At 40.1% G+C, this 19,472-nt stretch carries 19 protein-coding genes; 16 read left to right on the forward strand and 3 right to left on the reverse strand.

Annotation, left to right across the window (positions count from 1 at the left end; all coding sequences use genetic code 11):
* The 6 genes from FC90_RS09265 to FC90_RS03620 all read left to right on the forward strand — a co-directional run.
* A partial coding sequence (locus FC90_RS09265; RefSeq protein ID WP_420843269.1) for a hypothetical protein occupies nucleotides 1-285 on the forward strand: 285 nt, incomplete at its 5' end.
* Nucleotides 286-829: 544 nt separating this feature from the next.
* Entirely contained in the window at nucleotides 830-1,441 is a 612-nt protein-coding gene (locus FC90_RS03600; RefSeq protein ID WP_057907946.1) for a LysE/ArgO family amino acid transporter, read from the forward strand.
* Nucleotides 1,442-1,513: 72 nt separating this feature from the next.
* Nucleotides 1,514-2,086 (forward strand): PepSY domain-containing protein, encoded by a 573-nt coding sequence (locus FC90_RS03605; RefSeq protein WP_057907947.1) that lies wholly within the window; start codon nucleotides 1,514-1,516, stop codon nucleotides 2,084-2,086.
* 173 nt (nucleotides 2,087-2,259) lie between these two features.
* The gene (locus FC90_RS03610; RefSeq protein ID WP_057907948.1) at nucleotides 2,260-3,828 is read left to right on the forward strand and encodes an Nramp family divalent metal transporter; all 1,569 of its coding nucleotides are present in this window, start codon (nucleotides 2,260-2,262) and stop codon (nucleotides 3,826-3,828) included.
* A gap of 15 nt (nucleotides 3,829-3,843) precedes the next feature.
* Nucleotides 3,844-4,269 (forward strand): universal stress protein, encoded by a 426-nt coding sequence (locus FC90_RS03615; RefSeq protein WP_057907949.1) that lies wholly within the window; start codon nucleotides 3,844-3,846, stop codon nucleotides 4,267-4,269.
* Nucleotides 4,270-4,290: 21 nt separating this feature from the next.
* Nucleotides 4,291-5,037 carry a class I SAM-dependent methyltransferase gene (locus FC90_RS03620; RefSeq protein WP_057907950.1) on the forward strand — a complete coding sequence of 249 codons (747 nt, stop codon included), beginning with the start codon at nucleotides 4,291-4,293 and terminating at the stop codon, nucleotides 5,035-5,037.
* Here the strand turns inward: FC90_RS03620 and FC90_RS03625 are convergent, their stop codons facing one another.
* On the reverse strand, nucleotides 5,038-6,003 hold the full coding sequence (locus FC90_RS03625; protein WP_057907951.1) for an AraC family transcriptional regulator: 966 nt from the start codon (nucleotides 6,001-6,003) through the stop codon (nucleotides 5,038-5,040).
* Nucleotides 6,004-6,229: 226 nt separating this feature from the next.
* On the opposite strand from FC90_RS03625, the gene FC90_RS03630 reads away from it, so the two are divergent.
* From FC90_RS03630 to FC90_RS03645, 4 genes are all read left to right on the forward strand, one after another.
* Nucleotides 6,230-7,510, forward strand: coding sequence for an MFS transporter (locus FC90_RS03630; protein ID WP_057907952.1), 1,281 nt, complete (start codon nucleotides 6,230-6,232; stop codon nucleotides 7,508-7,510).
* An 82-nt stretch (nucleotides 7,511-7,592) separates the two neighbouring features.
* On the forward strand, nucleotides 7,593-9,170 hold the full coding sequence (locus tag FC90_RS03635) for an alpha-L-rhamnosidase-related protein (protein WP_057907953.1): 1,578 nt from the start codon (nucleotides 7,593-7,595) through the stop codon (nucleotides 9,168-9,170).
* A gap of 29 nt (nucleotides 9,171-9,199) precedes the next feature.
* A complete protein-coding gene (locus FC90_RS03640; protein WP_057907954.1) occupies nucleotides 9,200-10,459 on the forward strand; it encodes an MFS transporter in 1,260 nt (419 codons plus the stop codon).
* A 15-nt stretch (nucleotides 10,460-10,474) separates the two neighbouring features.
* Nucleotides 10,475-12,448, forward strand: a complete 1,974-nt coding sequence (locus FC90_RS03645; protein ID WP_057907955.1) for an alpha-L-rhamnosidase-related protein — start codon at nucleotides 10,475-10,477, stop codon at nucleotides 12,446-12,448.
* Nucleotides 12,449-12,502: 54 nt separating this feature from the next.
* Here the strand turns inward: FC90_RS03645 and FC90_RS03650 are convergent, their stop codons facing one another.
* Nucleotides 12,503-13,567, reverse strand: coding sequence for a baeRF6 domain-containing protein (locus FC90_RS03650; protein ID WP_057907956.1), 1,065 nt, complete (start codon nucleotides 13,565-13,567; stop codon nucleotides 12,503-12,505).
* A gap of 160 nt (nucleotides 13,568-13,727) precedes the next feature.
* Between FC90_RS03650 and FC90_RS03655 the strand changes: the two genes are divergently transcribed.
* Nucleotides 13,728-14,519 carry a hypothetical protein gene (locus FC90_RS03655; protein WP_057907957.1) on the forward strand — a complete coding sequence of 264 codons (792 nt, stop codon included), beginning with the start codon at nucleotides 13,728-13,730 and terminating at the stop codon, nucleotides 14,517-14,519.
* A gap of 87 nt (nucleotides 14,520-14,606) precedes the next feature.
* Entirely contained in the window at nucleotides 14,607-15,170 is a 564-nt protein-coding gene (gene efp / locus FC90_RS03660) for an elongation factor P (RefSeq protein ID WP_057907963.1), read from the forward strand.
* Between the two features lie 203 nt (nucleotides 15,171-15,373).
* On the opposite strand, the gene FC90_RS03665 is transcribed toward efp, so the two are convergent.
* Nucleotides 15,374-15,688: a SemiSWEET family transporter gene (locus tag FC90_RS03665; RefSeq protein ID WP_057907958.1), complete on the reverse strand. Its 315-nt coding sequence runs from the start codon at nucleotides 15,686-15,688 to the stop codon at nucleotides 15,374-15,376.
* A 1,031-nt stretch (nucleotides 15,689-16,719) separates the two neighbouring features.
* Here FC90_RS03665 and FC90_RS03670 point away from each other — a divergent pair.
* From FC90_RS03670 to FC90_RS03685, 4 genes are read left to right on the forward strand one after another with little or no spacing between them, the layout of a single operon-like run.
* A complete protein-coding gene (locus FC90_RS03670) occupies nucleotides 16,720-17,610 on the forward strand; it encodes an ABC transporter ATP-binding protein (protein ID WP_057907959.1) in 891 nt (296 codons plus the stop codon).
* Complete coding sequence (locus FC90_RS03675; RefSeq protein ID WP_057907960.1) at nucleotides 17,610-18,476, forward strand: ABC transporter permease; 867 nt, start codon at nucleotides 17,610-17,612, stop codon at nucleotides 18,474-18,476. The genes FC90_RS03670 and FC90_RS03675 overlap by 1 nt, the downstream gene beginning before the upstream one ends.
* Before the next feature lie 17 nt (nucleotides 18,477-18,493).
* On the forward strand, nucleotides 18,494-18,955 hold the full coding sequence (locus tag FC90_RS03680; RefSeq protein WP_235804312.1) for a LytTR family DNA-binding domain-containing protein: 462 nt from the start codon (nucleotides 18,494-18,496) through the stop codon (nucleotides 18,953-18,955).
* Between the two features lie 5 nt (nucleotides 18,956-18,960).
* Complete coding sequence (locus tag FC90_RS03685; RefSeq protein ID WP_057907962.1) at nucleotides 18,961-19,368, forward strand: DUF3021 domain-containing protein; 408 nt, start codon at nucleotides 18,961-18,963, stop codon at nucleotides 19,366-19,368.
* Nucleotides 19,369-19,472: the final 104 nt, after the last annotated feature.

Consider the following 19,472-nt stretch of genomic DNA (forward strand, 5'->3'; position numbering starts at 1 on the left):
CAATTTAATGAAGATCACAGTGATACAACAGCGCCCATTAAATCCTTAGCATATGATTCAGTGCAAGGCAAACTAAGTGGTAACAGTGTTAGTGGTGCAGCAAGCTACACTGTAACAGTGGACGGACAAACGTTCTCAGAAACATTTACTACCAAGGATGGCCAATTTGAAGCAAATGTTTCAAATGATTTTTATTATGCCGTTAAGCTAGGTAAACATACAATTAAAGTTTCAGCTCTAGATCAGGACCAACAAGTAATTGCTGTAGGGACCATTAATCGCTAGTAATGACAATTTTATTTTTAGATTAGGGAAAGTAGGCTTATTAAGCCTACTTTTTTTGGGGCAAATTATAGGTTTAATTCGAACAAATTCGGAATTTTTCAATAGCAGTTTGTAGCTGGTTGATTTTTAATGCGCGATTAATAATTATGTCTAGTGATTTCAGTAATTTAACTGAAGTTTGTGCGTTTTGGAAAGAACCAGTGTAATCTACGATTAAAATACTCATCCCTGCTATGCGCTTATAGTAATCGGCATGGCAGGAATAAACCGGTACGTTATATTTATCCGTAAGTGCTTGGTAGTTTTAAAATTCTTTGCCATGATCAATGGTGATTGATCGCACTTGTAAACTGAAGACTTTCATAAAACAATCAAATGCAGTATTTAAGGCTTTTGAAGGACGTTTGGGACGATGGGGGACCGACATTGATTTTGTCAGCATTATTTTGGGTGATAGCGATAATTATTTTACAATTATATCCAGACGGGAAATTTTAGCGCAGATATGTTACGCTTAAGAACAACTTACCAAGGAGGTTAACACATGTTCTTCTTAAAGGGGATTTTAATTGGGTTTGCGTTTGTTGCACCGATTGGTATGCAAAATATTTTTGTTTTCAATAATGCAATGTCGAATACTACGCGTCGGGCGGTTTTTAATAGTTTATTTATTTGGGTCTTTGATGCGCTTTTTTCACTTGTGGCATTCTATGGAATTGGGGCGCTAATCTTACAAAACGATGCAATCCGGTTGGCCATCATGGGCGTGGGAGGCATTCTAATTCTGTGGATTGGTTATACGATTTTAAAAAGTGCCCGTAGTACTATCACATTTGGTGCCTTAGAACCAATGGCGCTGAGAAAAGTAATTCTAACCGCTTTTGTGGCTGTCTGGGGCAATCCACAAGCCTTAATTGATGGAACGTTAATGTTAGGGGCTCTTAGAGGTGGGATGTCTAATAGTGAAGCGATTCCGTTCATTATTGGCGTTGTATCGGCTTCGGCAACATGGTTTTTTAGCATTGCGATTATTTTCAGTCTCTTTCGTAAGAAAGTATCACCTAAGTTTTTAATGGGCGTTAATTTGGTCAGTGCTATAATCATTATCGTATATGGCCTAAGCCTCTTACTGAAAGTGGGAACTACGTTATTTTAGCAATGGTTTTTCTTTTTAATTTGATAAGCTAGATGGTATCATTAAGTATCAAATTGAAGCGAGGTAGATCGGATGCGCACAACAATACTCATTACTAGTTTATTAACGTTAGGTCTGTTAACCGGGTGTACAGCGAATCAATCAAAAGATGTAACTACCCAAGCTCCCAAAACGGAAACAACGACTAATCAAGCGTTACAAAAGCCTAAGATTACTCTTGAAAAGGCTGGTGCCCTTTACCAGAAACAGTATCCTAATTCAGATTTAACAGAAGTTGAACTGAAACAATTTGGGCGACATACTTTTTATGAATTAACAGGAATGAGTGATAACGAGGAGTTGCACATGCATGTCGATGCGAACAATGGGACAGTAAGTCAATTAGGTAAAGAAACACTTGATACCGATGAACAAAATGGGCGAGAGCGACAGCAAAAACGGCTGATATTTGATCAATTAATTTCAGTTAAACAAGCAATGCAAAAAGCACAGCGCTATTTTTCCGGGACAATTGTAAAATGGTCATTGGAAAAAGATGATGGTCGCGCAATTTGGGAAATTAATGGCAAGCACAAGCGACAAATTATGCAAGTAAAATTAGACGCTGAAACGGGCGCTTTAATTGAAAAAGAAATCGATGATTAAAAATATTAATTAAATGTACCGCTGAAAGTAATTTTGGTGGTATTTTTTTGTGTTAAATAATAGTTGATGTATAAATGTAAATAAAAAGTTAGGCAGTGCTAACTTTTTATTTACATTTAGCTAAAACGGCGTACAATAAGACTGTGATCAAGATCAAAAAAGGAGTGGAAAGAATGAATCAACAAAAAAAGATCAAGAAACACAGACTAATTGAGTACGCAAACGGCCCATCATTGGCAGAAATTAATGGGACAGTCGAAGTACCAGAGGGCAAGGGCTTTTGGAAGATGTTATTGGCGTATTCAGGACCGGGCGCGTTGGTGGCAGTTGGGTATATGGATCCAGGGAATTGGTCAACGTCAATTACTGGTGGTCAGAGTTTTCAATATCTACTAATGTCCGTGATTTTGGTGTCTAGTTTAATCGCGATGTTACTACAATATATGGCGGCTAAACTAGGCATTGTAACTCAAATGGATTTAGCGCAAGCAATTCGCGCAAGAACAAGTAAACCGTTGGGCATTGTCTTGTGGATTTTGACAGAATTAGCGATTATGGCAACTGATATTGCCGAAGTAATTGGGGCGGCAATTGCGTTGTATTTATTATTTAAGATTCCACTGCTGATTGCCGTGTTCATTACCATTTTAGATGTCATGTTATTATTACTTTTAACGAAAATTGGCTTTCGTAAGATTGAAGCAATTGTTGTCGCATTAATTGTCGTGATTTTTGTGGTTTTCGCTTATGAAGTAGCGCTATCAAATCCAGATTGGTCAGGGGTTATTATTGGGTTAGTGCCTACTGCTAAGACTTTCGCTACTGGTCCAGCGGTTGGTGGTTTAACACCATTGACCGGTGCATTAGGAATTATTGGGGCAACTGTTATGCCGCATAATCTATATCTGCATTCTGCAATTTCGCAAACGCGGAAGATTGATCGTCACAACGAAGCGCAAGTTGCACAAACGGTGCGTTTTGCGACGTGGGATTCCAATATCCAACTTACAATGGCATTTTTCGTTAATGCTTTGCTATTAATTATGGGAGTTGCGGTTTTCAAAACAGGAGCAGTGAAAGACCCATCATTCTTCGGGTTATTTGAAGCTTTGTCAGATACATCGACAATGAGTAATGGGATTCTTGCGAGTGTTGCCCGGACCGGGATCTTATCAACGTTATTTGCCGTTGCATTACTTGCTTCTGGACAAAATTCGACGATTACTGGGACGTTAACTGGCCAAGTCATCATGGAAGGGTTCATTCACTTGAGAATGCCATTGTGGTTGCGGCGTTTGGTAACCCGATTATTATCAGTGATTCCGGTGTTAATCTGCGTCATGATGACTAGCAATAAACCAGCCTTAGAAGAGCATGAGGCGCTCAATACCTTGATGAATAACTCCCAAGTTTTCTTAGCGTTTGCCTTACCATTTTCAATGCTGCCACTACTGATGTTTACCGACAGCCAGGTTGAAATGGGTGATCGCTTCAAAAACAGTTGGCTGATTAGAGGACTAGGCTGGTTATCTGTGATTGGCTTAACTTACTTAAATATGATCGGCTTACCCGGTCAAATCGAAGCTTTCTATGGTGATCACGCAAGCGCTGCACAATTAGTTACAGCTGACGACATTGCATATGGATTGATTGCTGGTGTGATGGCATTATTGGTTTGGATGATTATTGAATTGTATAAAGGCAATAAGCGGTTTGAACAGCAATTAGCAACTGAAAATTAATTGGAGGTTGGTCACATGTCAGTTTTAGAAATTAAGCGGATTTTAGTTGGCGTCGATGATTCAGCGGATGCGTTATTAGCGTTTGATTATGCGATTGAACGGGCTAAACGTGAGGATTTAGAATTAGTGATTGTTTCAGTATTGGAAAACGATGAAATGAATGTTTATCAAGCACTGAACAAGGATTTTATCCACGGTCAGTATGAGGATCTTGAAAACCACCTACGGGAATATCAAGATCAAGCCTATGTGCGCGGTGTGAATCATGTGCGAACAGTAATCGCAGAAGGCGAACCAGGCGAAGTGATTATCGAAGATGTGATTCCCAAGGTTAAACCCGATTTGTTAATTGTCGGTTCGAAATCACAAAAGTACGTTTCAAAAAGATGGCGACAATTTATTTTGTCGGCATCTTTTTTATATGCTAAGCTGAGAAAATAAAGTTTAAGTGGAGGATAGATTGTGGATAAGGAAGTCGCAGCTTTTTGGGATGATTTTGCAGCGGAATACTATCAGATTCAACAAGAGTCACAGGTGCCGGTTGTCACTGACGTTGTGGCTTTTTTACAGGTCCATCAAATACTACCTACTAAGAACGTGGCCGATTTAGGCGGTGGTAGTGGCCGTTATTTGCCATCACTGGCACAAAATAGTCAAGCTTATACGATTATCGATATTTCGGCACAAATGCTACATTACGCCAAACAAGAGGCCAAACGGTATGTACCAGATCAACGGATTACTTATCAACAGCAATCGGTTACGACATTTGCTGAGCAGACAGCGCCTAGAACGTATGATTTAATTTGGATGGCGTTAAATCCGGCGATTCAAGCCAATCAAGCATTACTGACGATTACCGAGAAGAGCCGCCAGTGGTGTGCATTTTTACGGCTCACTAAAAACGAGGATGACTTGTTCACCCCCCTTGAACGTTATTTTGGGATTGAGCAACAAGATCCCAATACTGCACCGGAAATTATCGCATCTGTCGGAAATTTGTTAAAAAATGCGGGCTACCAGGTTGGTCAACAAGTTTTTCAATATCAGACAGGCGAAACATTCGATAGGCCTTTTTTGGAGGCCTATTACGAAGAATTACCAACAGCCCAACTGGCAGCTTACCTAGATCAAGTATTTGCAACTCAAAAAACACGGACCAGTACAACAACGCTTGAATATACGTTACTGTATTGGCACGTGCTTTAATTAATGATGATGCTGTTCACGAAATTCGTTGGGCGTCATCGCCATGTATTTCATGAATAGTTTAAAGAGGGACGGTGTACTTTTATAGCCAACAATTTCAGTGATTTCAGCGATAGAATATTGGGTTTCCACCAACAGGCTCTTAACGGTGGCAAGCCTTTTTTTGTCGACTAATTCTTGGAAAGATTGGCCAGTAGCGGCTTTAATTTTATTGCCAACGTAGTTTTTGTTATAACCAAAATGCTGACCTAATTTTGCTAAAGAGGTATCGGTATAGTGATCGTTGATATATTTTAGCATTTGCAGTAAACCATCTTGAGTATCCGCTAAGTTATTAGATGCGAGCTCGATGGCATTAGATAGCTCGGTCAATAGTAGCGATAATAAAAGGTTCAACGAATGATTCTTAGCTCTATCATGGCTGAAACTTTTCAAAATTAAGCTCTCGATAATCCGAATGGCAACGGGATTATCGTGAATATTAAAGATAATAAAATTATTATGAACTGCATCAACTCGTGAGGCGTTCATGATGAACTTCGTCACGATATCATCGGATTGAGCAAGATTATTGAGGACCTCGGTTAGTAAGGCGTTATCTTGGACTAAAATATTAATTAAAATATCGTTTTCACCGACGTAATCAATTTTTTGAATGATATCTTTATCCATCAAAATAATTTCGTGCTCGTGGAGGGTAATTTTTTCGTCGTTGATATATTGAGTACAGCCACCAGAATACATATAGTTAAATTCAACAAAGTTATGCGTATGTGCTGGCATATAGGAAAAACGATGGTGTTTATTGACGAAAATATTGCCCTCTTTAAAGAAAGTGGCTTGGGGCATTTGTGGAATATTAGCAGCGGCGTAGTCTAAATGCATATCATTGATATTTTGCCCACTGTCTTTTTGCAATTGTTCAATGGGACTAACTGTATGCAAACGGTTGTTTAATGAAATCATCTCAATCCCCCCCCCTTTTAATTTATCTGTAAATTTAACATTAATATAACGTGTTAATTAAACGATGTCTAGATAATTCGTTAAATAACAATGAAAAATAAATAGTATTATCTGTAGATTTGATATAAAGGTGCTAGCTTCAGGATATTGAAACCGTTATCTGTAAACGGTTAATATTAGAGGGTAGAAAACAACAGCTATTATATCAATGGGAGAGTGACAATATATGAGCACAGCGGTTAGTTCAGAAAAAGCATTAGTAAAACAGTACTCACCACTTGCAACTGCGGCCGGAATTGGCTCGATGTTAGGGTCAGGGGTGATTGTTGGTTTGTCAGCAACCATCACCGTTTGGCAAAACGGATTAGGGTTAACGAATGGACAAGTCGGGATTATTTCTGGTGCGTTGACGTTTGCAATAGCAATTGGATCGCTTTTGGCAGGTCAGATTTCAAAAATGGTTGGTTTAATTAAAGCGTTTAATTGGTTAAATTTGATTTACGCGATTGGTGCCGTTCTTTGCATTTTTTCGAATAGTTTTGGACTCTTATTAGCCGGCGTTATTATTATGGGATTGGCTTCGGGGGCGGACTTGCCGATTAGCTTAACGGTGGTATCACATGATGCACCAGATGAATCGACATCTGCGAGCCTGGTTTCATCAACGCAAATTTTTTGGCAAGTTGGGGTGTTTATTTCATATATCTGTTCATTTATTGTTTCCAGCATGGCCGGTGCAACCGGCGCACGGATTGTGTTTGCCATCTTAGCGGCTTTTGCTTTTATCACGTGGTTATGGCGGACATTTTCAGCGAAATTCAAGCAATTTCATGATGAAGGCAATGCGCGCCAAGCTTCGCGTAAGGAACAAGGCGATGGTAAAACGGTTTCTGTTATGAGTGTGTTATTTGGTAAAGAAAAGCAGAAGTACCTGGGCTTCTTTTTTGCAATTTTGATTTTTTATGTTTGCTGGAATTTATTGGCTAATACTTGGGGCCAATTCCAAACCTTTACATTGGTTAAAGCGCATGCAACGCAAAGCTTTGCAACTGGGGCTGGAATTGTGCTAAACGTTATTTCATTAATTACTACGATGATTTTCGCGTCAGTTGCTGGTGGTAAGTATCGGAATAAAGCATTCGTGATTGGGGTGCTAGTCCAATTTATTGCAATGATTGGTTTGGCGATTAGTAATAGCGGTCTATGGCCAATTGTGGCAGCCATTGCTTGTTACAATGTTGGTAATCCAGTTGCTGGCGAAGCCATCTATAAAGTTTGGACACAAGAATCATTTCCGGTTGAAACGCGGGCATCATTACAAGGGTTTATCAACGGCTTTTCCCGGATTTGTTGTGGCTTATTCGCCTTCATTACACCAATCTTAGTCTTACCGGAACATATCAAAACAACAATGTTTGGTTTTGCAGGAATCGTGGTAGTTAGCTTCATCGCAGGGCTAGTAATGATGCGTCTACAGAAGAAATATCGTACTGAAGATCAATTATAAAAAATTATAGTTTCCGCCATAATGATTCGACTTGGAGAATTAGGTTGTCGGAAACTTCTTTTGGATAGCGAGGAAAATACACATGGCATTTACATTTCAAATTAATGATGACGTGGTTTTTAACCATGACGAAAGATTGTTAGCAAAAGCCGAAGCCAATCGACCAGTCCTAAAACAACGTGTGATTCAACCAACCCGGTTAGTCGATATTGTGGCTGATGAAGCAGGCTTAAATGGTTACGTAGCTGTGGATAATGAGCAGGATGTTGCTCGATTAACCGATTATCCACAGGGGCGTGATGGCAGTTTGGTTTTAGATTTCGGCGATCATCAGGTGGGGCATTTTTCTATCGACATTGATTCGGTTGGCTCACCGATGGATGCGCCATTATATCTACGGTTGAAGTTCGCTGAAATTCCGGCTGAAATTGCCGCCGATTCTGCTGAATACGACGGTTGGTTGAGTAAGGCATGGATTCAAGAAGAATATATCCATTTAGATACATTACCGACACATCTTGAATTACCACGTCGTTATAGTTTTCGATATGTCGAATTAAAGGTGCTAGATACTTCTCCAAAATGGCAGACGGTATTTAGCAAGCCGCAAGTAGTAGCGGAGAGTGCGGTGGAAGCAACAGATGCCCCAACTGTTCAATTAGCAGATCCACAGCTACAAAAAATTTATGATATTAGTGTTAAAACCTTACAAGATTGTATGCAGACCGTTTTTGAAGATGGCCCGAAACGCGATCGTCGTTTATGGATTGGTGATTTGCGGTTACAAGCATTGGCTAACTATGCGACTTTTGATCAACGTGAATTGGTTAAACGGTGTTTATATCTCTTTGGTGGGATGACCACCACTGATGGGAAGATTCCGGCGAACGTTTTCACAGCCCCACAGTTAACGCCAGATGATACGTTCTTATTCGACTATAGTTTATTCTTTGTTTCAATTCTAGCGGACTATCAAGCACAGACTAACGATCGAGCAGTGTTAGATGATTTATACGGGATTGCTAAGAAACAAATACAAGTCGCAGCTCAGAAGGTTGATCCACAGGGTGCATTAAGATTAGATGATGCTTGGCCCGTTTTTGTTGACTGGTCGAACGATTTCAATAAAGAGACAGCTGGTCAAGCGATTTTTATCTATACTTTGAAACAGTTTATAACATTGGCGCATTTGGTGAATGATGAAGCCGTGGTTGAGTATGAAACGCTATTGGCGCAAATGACACGCTATGCGCGAGAAACGTTATTTGATGATCAACAACAGCTCTTTGTATCGGGTGAAGACCGTGAAATTAACGTTGCCAGCCAAGTATGGATGGTGTTAGCCCATGTCTTAGATGACAATCAAAATGCCTTAATGATGCAAAAAATGGTGGCTCAACTATTCCCGATTACTGGGATTGCAACCCCGTATATGTATCACCACGTGGTCGAGGCACTGTTTGAAGCAGGACAGACCAAGGCTGCGGTGCAATTGATGAAAGATTATTGGGGTAAGATGGTCGATTTAGGTGCGGATACATTCTGGGAAGCTTTCAAACCGGAAGATCCTGATTTCTCACCATATGGGAGCCCGATTATTAGTAGTTATTGTCATGCGTGGAGCTGTACACCAGCATATTTAATTCAGAAATACCTATAAGTACCATGACTAGAAAGGATGGAGGTAAAATGGTTAAACAGCAGAATCGCCACACCGTCATTTTGATTTTAGTGGCAGGGATTGCATCCTACCTCGACGCGGCATTACTAGTGAGTGCAGGGGTGGCGCTTCCTTTGTGGACAAAGGCTTTTCAACTGAATCCACTGATGGTTGGAGCAATTAGTACGGCACTTACGGTGGCAGTGGCTTGTGGGTCTTTTGGGGGCGGTTGGTTAGCTGATCGATTTGGCCGGGTTACAATTTTTAATATTGATATTTTATTTGTCGCTATTGGTGCCTTGGTGATTGCACTAGCACAGAATATTACATGGCTTTTTGTTGGCATTATCATTGCGGGATTAGCATCTGGTGCCGATTTACCAACTTCGCTAGCCGTAATTTCGGAACGCGTGTCTAAAAAGGACTACGGGAAGGCGATTTCTGCGACGCAACTCTTTTGGACCGCTGGAATTCTGATTTCGCAGTTTGTCGGGTTCTTAACCGCTAGTATGGCCACCAAAGCACCGCAAATTATCTTTGGTTGGATTGCCGTTGTGGCGATTGTCGATTGGGCAGTACGTGTTTTTTCGGGGCGATTCAAACAAATCGAAGATCAGTTAGTTCAAAAAGGCGATCCCAATGATCATAATGTTGAACAACCAAAGGTTTCGGTAAGACAGCTGTTAAAATCAAAGCAGTATTTAGTTACAATTGTGGCTTTAACTGGGTTTTACCTCTTTTGGAATTTACCAGCCAATACCTGGGGCTCATTCGTTAATTACTTTTTAGTGGTTTCTGCTCATCGGACACAATCGTTTGCGACTTTAATCGCATTAATTGCAAATGTAGCTTGTTTTGCGGTCAATGTCTGGTATATTCGCGTTTCTGATTCAAAGCATCGTTATCATATTATGTATGTTGGATTAGTGGCCGCGCTAACTGTGTTTATCTTTGCGGGAATTTATAGCGATGTATGGCTTGTCTTCACGGTAGCCTATGTCATTTATTCTACAACGACAGTTTTATGCGGTGAACCACTTTATAAAATCTGGAGTCAATCTTTTTATCCTTCAAATGCAAGGGCTTCCTTGACCGGGTTTTCGTACGGCATTGTCCGGATTTTGACGGCCGGTTTTTCGCTGATTACACCTACCTTAATGGGCTACTCACCCCAATTATTGATGTGGGTCTTAGCCGGTTGCGTTGTGATCTATGGCGGTTGTGCAATCTTTATTACGCAATTGATTAAACGTTATCAGATTAGTGATCCAACAAGCGAATCTAAATAGAAATGGATGAAGAAAATGGTAAGCGAACAAGTCTATTGGTTATGGTATCCTGGCGATTTTGAAATTCATCAAGGGATGCTACAAAATTTTACCCGAGAAGAACGCGGCTTTGATTGGCCAGCTTATTGGTACATGGATGATTGTCACCGAAATGTGTCGTTCAAGAAAACTTATGAATTGACTGCACCAACGACCTTTAAAGTCCATGCCAAGGGTCAAGGTTACGTACTCGTTAATGAACATAAGGCGCCATTTGAAACGGAGATTACCCTGCAACCGGGAACAACAACGATCGAAGTATTTGTCGGTCATCCGAGTGGTTTGCCTTGTGTGTATATTGATAGTGATGTGATTAAGACGACCGCAGATTGGCAAGCTTCTAATTTTTTAGAAACACATCCAGTCGGGTTTAGTGCGCGCTATACGCAGTTGTTACAAGATCCGAACCAAGTGTACTATCAACACCAGCAGTATCAACCGGCAGTCGTTGAGGTTGTGAATGGTGGCGTATTGTATGATTTTAAACGAGCCATCAACGGTGTAGTCCAAGTACGTTTAACCGATATTGCAGCGGTGACCCTTTGTTATGGTGAGTCCAAAACAGAAGCTTTAGATGTTGAAATGTGCTATTACAAACAAGAAGCGGTCACTGAAACAACCCCAGTTCGTAAACGGGCCTTTCGCTATCTTTTTGTGCCCAACGTGATGCCAGAACAAGTTGCTATTACTGCTGATCATGAATATTTTGCCTATCCGAAACGCGCTCAGTTTAATTCAGATGACCAGTTAATGAATCGAATCTGGCAAGTCTCAGAAACAACTTTCAAATTGTGTAGTAACCTGTTCTTCACAGACGGAATTAAGCGTGATCGATGGATTTGGTCTGGGGATGCCTATCAATGTTACTTAATTAATCAATATTTGATGTTTGACGAGGATATTAATCGGCGCACGTTATTAGCATTGCGTGGTCAGAATGACTTGAAACAGCATCTCAATACAATTGTCGATTATTCACTATTGTGGCTGATTGGTGTTGAGAATCATTATATAATGAGTGCCGATCGAGATTTTGTTGCATCCATTTATGGCAAAATGGAATCGATGATGGGCTTGTTTGAGACGCAGATTGATCAAAATGGCTTTGTTTATGGTCGTGAAAAAGATTGGATTTTTATCGACTGGTCTGAATTCGACCACCAAGGACCCCTTGGGGCAGAACAGATTTTATTGTGGAAAGCATATGAAGCGATGATTATTTGTGGTGAAGCAATCGGCGTTGATGTCAGTGCTTACCGTGCCCGACAAGCCACATTGAAAACGGCAATTATGCATTATTTCTGGTCGGATAAGCAACACGCATTTATCGATAGTTATGAATCAGGGCGAGAACATGTAACCCGGCACGTGAATATTTTTGCAATCTTATTCGATTTTGTTGATGTTAAGACACAACGTCAATTAGCAAAGACGGTGTTATTAAATGATGCCATTACGCAGATCACAACACCATACTTCAAGTTCTTTGAAGCAGATGCTCTATGTAAAGTCGGTTTTTTAGACCAAGTCTACGGTATCATTCGAGACTATTGGGGTGGGATGCTTGAACATGATGCAGTTACATTCTGGGAAGAATATAATCCTGCTGATCAAGGTGCTGAGCACTATGCAATGTACGGGGACCCATATGGTAAGAGTTTATGTCATGCTTGGGGGGCCAGCCCAATTTATTTATTAGGCCGCTACTTTATGGGGTTGAGACCAACAAAACCGGGCTATGCAACTTTTGAGCTGGCACCACAACTCGACTACTTCAAACAACTTGACTGCCACTTACCAGTTAAAGACGGGGAAGTACAACTAAAAGTGGCTAATGGTCAGTTGACCGTTAGCGCCAATCGAGATGGTGGGACAATCATCTTAAATGGCCAAGCGACGCAAATGAAACAAAATGAAGTTTATCAGTTTGACTTAAAAGCTAATGCATAATTAAAAAGACACTGACTTGTTTCGGTCAGTGTCTTTTTAGCGCGTGTACAAATGTTAGATTCCCATCGCCACCAGTCCTGTCGGAATATTTTCAACTGGTACTGGGTAGAATGGCAGGCCAGTTTGGATGGCCGCAATCATCATATGATTGAGATCCACAATTTGATCGGCGCTGATGGTTGCTGATGGTGCAAGTGCAGTCGGGATAATGAGTGCTGTTAGTTGACGATTGTTAATGCGCGAAAGAATAATCTCAGGCTCACCGAGGTTTGAATCACCATGATACGCACTGGCTGCCCGTTCTGCTAAGCCGAGCGCTTTCTGGCGGAGTTCATGCCGCGCATTTGTGAGCAACTTGTCGAGTAAGTCATCATCTGAAAGAGAATCGGGGGAAGTTTGGATGGCTTGATCCATCCGGTAGTTTGGATTAACGACGAGTTCCTTGAAGAGATTTAAGTTACCGGGTAATGTGACCACGTAAATTGGTGCTTTTTCAGGTAGCAGGTCATCAAGATAGCGGCCAATTACGCGGAAATAGTTAGTTTGATCGATAAGTTGTTCATTTTCCTTTACAACAAAACTGTGGGTGGGACTTGAAAAGCCTTGGACGACTTCGCCTTTACGCTCTGTTCCAATCCCAATTTCAATGGTTGTTGGGGCGTCTTTAGGTAAAGGATAGTCCCGAATGACATTTTGTTGAATGGATTTCAAACTAAAAGTAGTCTTGTTGAGACAGAGAATGGTCCCGTTCAGACTCAGACTTAATTCCGAACTGAGCGGGCGCAAGTCGGGTTGATCAGCAATTAGAAAATATTCAGTCGTGATTGGATAATGAAGTGGTTGGCTGTAGTGGCCAGCAGCTGTGATGTAAAACGCAACTGACTGCATATGTGCTAATTCTTGGGGAGCAGTACTTAGTAAGTCCTCAAGTTGGTTGAGTAAGGTTTTTTCTTCAGGATAGTCGGTGGTTAACTGTTCACGGATTTGCTTCGAATAACTATTGAGCTTAATTTTGTTTGCATTAATAGCTTGTCCGCCAGTCTCTAAGTTAATGAATAACGAGATAACCGGCTGATTTGAGTCAGCGAGTAATTGAGTTAAACTTTCTGGATATAACATATCGACACCTCCGTTTGATTAACTTCACCTTATCATATTGAACAGACACCTTTGAAGAAAGATGCCTTTGTAAAAAATAAGACAACGAGGGACTTTTAATCAACTTGATGGAAACGTTATGCTAAAATGGTAAGTAGGTTAACAAGGGAGGATTTATGGTATGGGAGATAATACGAAAGTGGTAACAGCCACGAAGATTAGCAAAAGTATCCGGACCCGTTTTTTTGTACTACAAATGGTTGTGATTCTAATTCTTGGCGCGCTCACAATTAAACTCGTGAGCGGCTTTAGTCCATTATTGACAGATTCAGAAATTCTAAAAAATACAATTTTGACAGCTTTTGGGGCAACTTTAGTCGCGCTTGTAGTGTGGTACCTATCGTATAAGATTATTGCAATGCGCATTCGGCGCCAAATTATGAATAAGGAGCTAGAGGATAGCTACACCTTTAGTTTGAATCACGCTGCTAGCAGTCTTAGCTTACACATTGTGTACTTTATCAGTATGTTGGTGATCGTTTGGTTGATGTTGAGTGCTCAAAACGTGCGCCAGTCGCTAGATGGCTTACACCTTTTCAAAGGTGATCAATCGATTGTCCGACTGGTCGATAATCACAGCATGAAGCAAATTGAGCAATTCTATCAAGCTGATAAACAACAAAAGATGACGTATCTTGGAAGCAATCGGGATGTTGCTTATTTCAAGATTAATAATGCAACGATTAGCTTACCATTGGCCAAGATTCAATTCTATGGTCAAGATGAAGCACCGACTGGCCATCAGAAACAAGTGATTCAATATTATCACTTAAAAGATATGCAAAATAAGAAATACCTCAAACCTAATATTTATATTAGTGAATCAGGCTTACCTAAAGTGGCTATTACGAAGATGTACCAACATTATGAGCCACAACCAACGGATAAGATTCATAAACTCGACATTAAATAGGATAACTACCACAGGAGGGCTGGATTAAACGGCTTTCATTTGTTACAGTTAGAGATGAATATTTTTTTAAATAAAGGAGATCAAGTCATGATTGAAGCAGTAAACCTCAGAGCAGGAATGACGTTTGAACAAGACGGTAAATTAATTAAAGTTTTGGAAGCAAATCATCATAAACCAGGTAAAGGTAACACTGTGATGCGCGTTAAATTACGTGATTTACGAACAGGATCAATTGTTGAAACGACAATGCGGCCTGAAGTTAAAGTGGAACAAGCGATGGTTGATACAAAAGACGTTCAATACTTGTATACCCAAGATAACGTGGCATTTTTCATGGATCTTGAAACATATGAGCAATATGAAATTCAAACATCAGCGATTGAAGCGGAATTAAAATATTTACTAGAAAACATGAACTGCAAGATTCAATTTTATGGTTCAGAAGTGATTGGTATCACTTTACCAACAACTGTTAATTTACGTGTTGTTGAAACACAACCTTCTATCAAGGGGGCCACGGTAACCGGTTCTGGTAAACCAGCAACCATGGAAACTGGCTTAGTCGTTAGTGTCCCTGATTTCATCAGTGCGGACGAAGTACTTGAAATCAATACCCAAGAAGGCACATACGTTAAACGAGCAGCAAAATAACAAACTTAAGGCCGACTAAGCACATAGTTGGTACTTCAAAGTGAAGCCAAGGTGGTCTTCTTTCGATAAAAGAAGGCATCCCCTTGGCTTTTTATGTCTGGGTAAAGGGACAAAAAAATAACAGAGAAGCAACTTATGATGGATTGCTTCTCTGTTATTTATCAAAAATTAGTTGACTCAAATCGTGGCTTTAACCAACAATTTTAGTGGATATAAACCGTTATCACGGTGATTAGCCCAAAAATAACACCAGGGACGTTAGAAATAATAACTGGCCAATCTTTATAGGTTTTGTTCCAGCCATAAGCGGTCCATAGACACCCATTGATTGTTGCGACTAAGGGCTGTAGGGGCGAGACTGGTGATCCTGAAAAATTAGCGATAATTTGTGGAATATAAGAAACATACATCGCAATACAGGTGATTGTTGCAACTTTACTAAGTAATTTTAAGCGTTTAACTTTTTTAGGATGAACGGCGTTTTCACCGGTGGGATATTCGCTAGTATCAATGCGCATAATAGACTCCATTTCATGATTGAATTTTATTGTATATTGAATGACATTCTTGGAATAATTCTCTAGATTTACTTATATTTAGAGTGAACAGAATTATTCCTTTTTTGTGACTAGCCATTTATTAGTGTCAATTCTAGAACATGCCTAGCAAAAAAGCAAGTTTGCCAAATTTTATGAGACTGCGTATTTGCGATACAGGTCGCAAAAAATCATACATTTAACGTAACGAATTTTGTTAGCAGTGGCTAGTATGGTTTATGTGTCACAAAAATCGACAAACGGCTATGTTTATTATAAACATAGCCGTTTGTTGATTTGGTTGGCATATTACTTTTTTCAGGAATTTGGACCTCGGTAAGTTGGATTGCTTAGACCCTTTTGTTTAATTCAATTGTTACGGGACGATAGCCATAATCTGAATGTGCTTTGCGAATCGCTCTAATATCTGCGATTAGATCTTCAGAGTTCTGTTGATATTCTCTTTTACACGCATTGTGATAGCTACTGCTGGACATACGGTCACTAATTTGATCTATAATTTACGCCTTAATCCAGTTATTATTTGGACTTTCTCTTGGTTTGTGATTATTGTTTCTTATGTAAGTGATAATAAAAAAGTCTTTCTATTTAAAATTTACATAGCTAAGTAAGTCTTCTAAAGAATATTTATGTCTTAACGATTGCACGACATTAGCTAATTCTTTATTTGCTTGTTTAGTATCGCAAAGGCCTCTAGTTTTTTTGAAACAGCTAGTTTCATCCTTGTTAAATGAAGATCTTGCTTTAGTTTTGTCATCTCTTGTCTATAAATGTCCTCCTTTTAGTAATCAAAAAACAATGTAAATTAGTAACCACTTTGGGATTAAACTCGTACTTGATTGCTTTGAGTTTTTTTGTTCGGATTAATTTTAAAACTTGTCATACCTTAAATATAACAACCTATCGCAGTATTCAGACCACTTGTCTAGAAGTATGGGACAAGCCAGCCACTTTGCCAGTAAACTGAGGTGATTGATAAGGAGGCTGTAGCGATGATATTACTGACAGCAACAGGTATTACAAAAAAATTTGACGCTAAAACGGCTGTTAAGCAGATTGATTTAACGGTTCAAGCCGGCCAGCTAGTGGCTTTCTTGGGACCCAATGGCGCGGGTAAATCAACAACGATTAATTTATTAACGGGTACGATCGCACCGACTGCCGGGACAATTGAGATGGCAGGCTTCAAGCCAGATAATCGCCAATATCAAAAGCAAATTGGCGTTGTTTTTCAAAAAAGTGTCTTGGATAATCAGTTGACAGTTTGGCAAAATCTCAAAAGTCGTGCTGATATGTACCAAGGCGTAACTTTAACACCTGAAAGTGAATTGATTACCGCTTTTGGTTTAACGTCGATTCTGAAGCAAACCTACGGGACACTATCGGGAGGTCAGCGCCGGCGAGTTGATATTACCCGTGCGTTGATTCATCAACCTAAATTACTCTTCTTGGATGAACCGTCTACTGGGTTGGACATTCAGACGAGGACCGTTATCTGGCAGACTTTAAACCAATTACGTCAGCAACAGGGCTTAACGATTATTTTGACGACGCATTATTTAGAAGAGTCGGCTGAAGCTGATTTTGTATATGTCATCGATCATGGCCAGATTATTGCGGCTGATACGGTTGAGCAGCTGCAAGTAACTTATGCACAAAGTCAGTTGATGATTGAAACCGATTATCCCGAAGTTGTCTTGTCCCAATTAGCACCAGAATGGCGCGTCTTGCAAACTAACCACCAATTACAGATTGCGCTGCCCGATGATCAACAGGCAATCGCCTTATTAACAAAAGTACGGTCAGTGGTTACCCATTTTGAATTTCGCCAAGGAAATATGGATGACATTTTCATGGCACTAACAGGAAAGGAGATTCGCTAATGATGGCTTTAGTTAAACGACACCTAGCGCTTTATTTCGATAATAAGAGTGGAGTGTTCTTTTCACTGTTGGGCGCGTTAATTACGTTTGTATTATACCTCGTTTTTTTGAAGAATAATATGCTAGCCAGTTGGTCACAATTAGCGGCCCCACAGAAGCTACTTGATCCCTGGTTAATCGGTGGGACGTTAACTGTGACGGCAGTCACCACAACCGCTAATGGCTTGAACCGGATGATTGTCGATCGCGAATTGGGGACACTGGCCGATCTAGTATTAACTGATATGTCCTTCATCGGCATTCAGTTCAGTTACTTAGTGAGTGCCATGATCATTGGCACTTTGATGCAGTTGATTATGTTTGTAGCAATGGTTGGTTATTTTAATCTCACGGATCAATTCGTGTTATCGCCAGCAGCAATCTTACCTGTTATGGGTATAATATTGTTGAGTAGCATTGTCTGGACGACTTTTAACCTACTGATCTTATCGTTTGTCACAAATCTGGATTCTCTAGGAAAAATTGGCACTATTTTAGGGACGTCTGCCGGCTTTTTTGCGGGGGTTTACTTACCGATTGGGGCCGTTCCGGTAGCTGCTCAAAATTTAATGAAAATTACGCCGTTTCCATATAATGCGGCTATCTATCGCCAAGTATTGATGGCTGATCAACTAAAAACGACTTTTAAACAGGTTCCTCAATTGCGCCATCAGTTTGAACAGACATTAGGCATCGGGATTCAGTTGCAGTATTTAACCAGCTGGCAAGAAAATGCCTTAATCTTAGTGGGATTTAGTGTTATTTTTGGGGTGCTCACACTGATATTTGCCAAGAGCAGTCGTCGCAAAGCAATCAATAAGGTATAATAGACAATTAAAAGGTGGTGGGTGACTTGAAGGTCAATTTTGAACAAAATGAGCAATTGGCAGATGATGATATCCGAGTGACAGTTCAAGCTGCTCACCTTTCGCAGACAGTTATCGAGTTGATTCAAGCACTAGAAGCCCGCCAGCAATCAGTTGATGTTTATCCGATTACAGTTGATGAACGGGTCGTGTTAGTGCCAATTACCGATATTATTGCACTAGAGGTCTACGGTACTGATGTGACGCTCTACACGATTGAAGCGACCTATAAAATTCGGGGTGTTTTGAAGAAGATACTCGGCAAATTAAACCAACAAGATTTCATTCAAATTGCAAAAGGGTCCGCGATTAATTTGAACCATCTCCAATCGTTAGAGGCTGCCTTTTCTGGTAGCATGACGGCCTTTTTATCAAATCAGTTAAAGTTGACTGTGAGTCGTAAATACTTACCAGAGTTGCGACAACAATTAAGGATGTGAAAAGGATGCTGAAAAAAAGTTTAAAAAGTGCGGGAATTGGGTTATTGATTGGTTCGTTGACTTTTTTAGCGGTCGTCATGAGTCTTGGCCCAACGATTACAATAACGCGCGCTAATATTCTAAGCAATTGGGTTATGAGTGCCTTGATTGGGATTTTATCAATGATTTTTGAAAGCGAGAAAACACCTTTTATATTAGCGCTAGTTGCCCATTACTGTGGTGTCTTATTGCTAGTAGGAATAGCGGGTGCCTATAATGGCTGGTTGTCTATTTTTATAGCGCATCCAGTGCGTCATTTATCGTTCGTAACGCTAATTTACGGTCTTGTTTGGCTGGGCCTGCAAATTAGCAATTGGATTGATGTACGCCGAATGAATGAAAGACTAGCTAAACGTCGACAATTGAAAAAATAAAAAAACACGATTAAACAACGAATTTTGTTATTGTAATAATCCCTTTAAGGTTGTCAGATGAAATAATATAATTTCATTTGATAATTATGGAGGGATTTTTGTAT

This window comes from Latilactobacillus graminis DSM 20719 (genome assembly GCF_001436415.1).
Taxonomy (GTDB): Bacteria; Bacillota; Bacilli; order Lactobacillales; family Lactobacillaceae; genus Latilactobacillus; species Latilactobacillus graminis.

Excerpts from the sequence above, each read along its gene's own strand:
- FC90_RS03600 (WP_057907946.1), top strand. The coding sequence starts at position 830 with ATGTTCTTCTTAAAGGGGATTTTAATTGGGTTTGCGTTTGTTGCACCG.
- FC90_RS03605 (WP_057907947.1), top strand. The coding sequence starts at position 1,514 with ATGCGCACAACAATACTCATTACTAGTTTATTAACGTTAGGTCTGTTA.
- FC90_RS03610 (WP_057907948.1), top strand. The coding sequence starts at position 2,260 with ATGAATCAACAAAAAAAGATCAAGAAACACAGACTAATTGAGTACGCA.
- FC90_RS03615 (WP_057907949.1), top strand. The coding sequence starts at position 3,844 with ATGTCAGTTTTAGAAATTAAGCGGATTTTAGTTGGCGTCGATGATTCA.
- FC90_RS03625 (WP_057907951.1), bottom strand. The coding sequence starts at position 6,003 with ATGATTTCATTAAACAACCGTTTGCATACAGTTAGTCCCATTGAACAA.
- FC90_RS03630 (WP_057907952.1), top strand. The coding sequence starts at position 6,230 with ATGAGCACAGCGGTTAGTTCAGAAAAAGCATTAGTAAAACAGTACTCA.
- FC90_RS03635 (WP_057907953.1), top strand. The coding sequence starts at position 7,593 with ATGGCATTTACATTTCAAATTAATGATGACGTGGTTTTTAACCATGAC.
- FC90_RS03640 (WP_057907954.1), top strand. The coding sequence starts at position 9,200 with ATGGTTAAACAGCAGAATCGCCACACCGTCATTTTGATTTTAGTGGCA.
- FC90_RS03645 (WP_057907955.1), top strand. The coding sequence starts at position 10,475 with ATGGTAAGCGAACAAGTCTATTGGTTATGGTATCCTGGCGATTTTGAA.
- FC90_RS03650 (WP_057907956.1), bottom strand. The coding sequence starts at position 13,567 with ATGTTATATCCAGAAAGTTTAACTCAATTACTCGCTGACTCAAATCAG.
- FC90_RS03655 (WP_057907957.1), top strand. The coding sequence starts at position 13,728 with ATGGGAGATAATACGAAAGTGGTAACAGCCACGAAGATTAGCAAAAGT.
- efp (WP_057907963.1), top strand. The coding sequence starts at position 14,607 with ATGATTGAAGCAGTAAACCTCAGAGCAGGAATGACGTTTGAACAAGAC.
- FC90_RS03665 (WP_057907958.1), bottom strand. The coding sequence starts at position 15,688 with ATGCGCATTGATACTAGCGAATATCCCACCGGTGAAAACGCCGTTCAT.
- FC90_RS03670 (WP_057907959.1), top strand. The coding sequence starts at position 16,720 with ATGATATTACTGACAGCAACAGGTATTACAAAAAAATTTGACGCTAAA.
- FC90_RS03675 (WP_057907960.1), top strand. The coding sequence starts at position 17,610 with ATGATGGCTTTAGTTAAACGACACCTAGCGCTTTATTTCGATAATAAG.
- FC90_RS03685 (WP_057907962.1), top strand. The coding sequence starts at position 18,961 with ATGCTGAAAAAAAGTTTAAAAAGTGCGGGAATTGGGTTATTGATTGGT.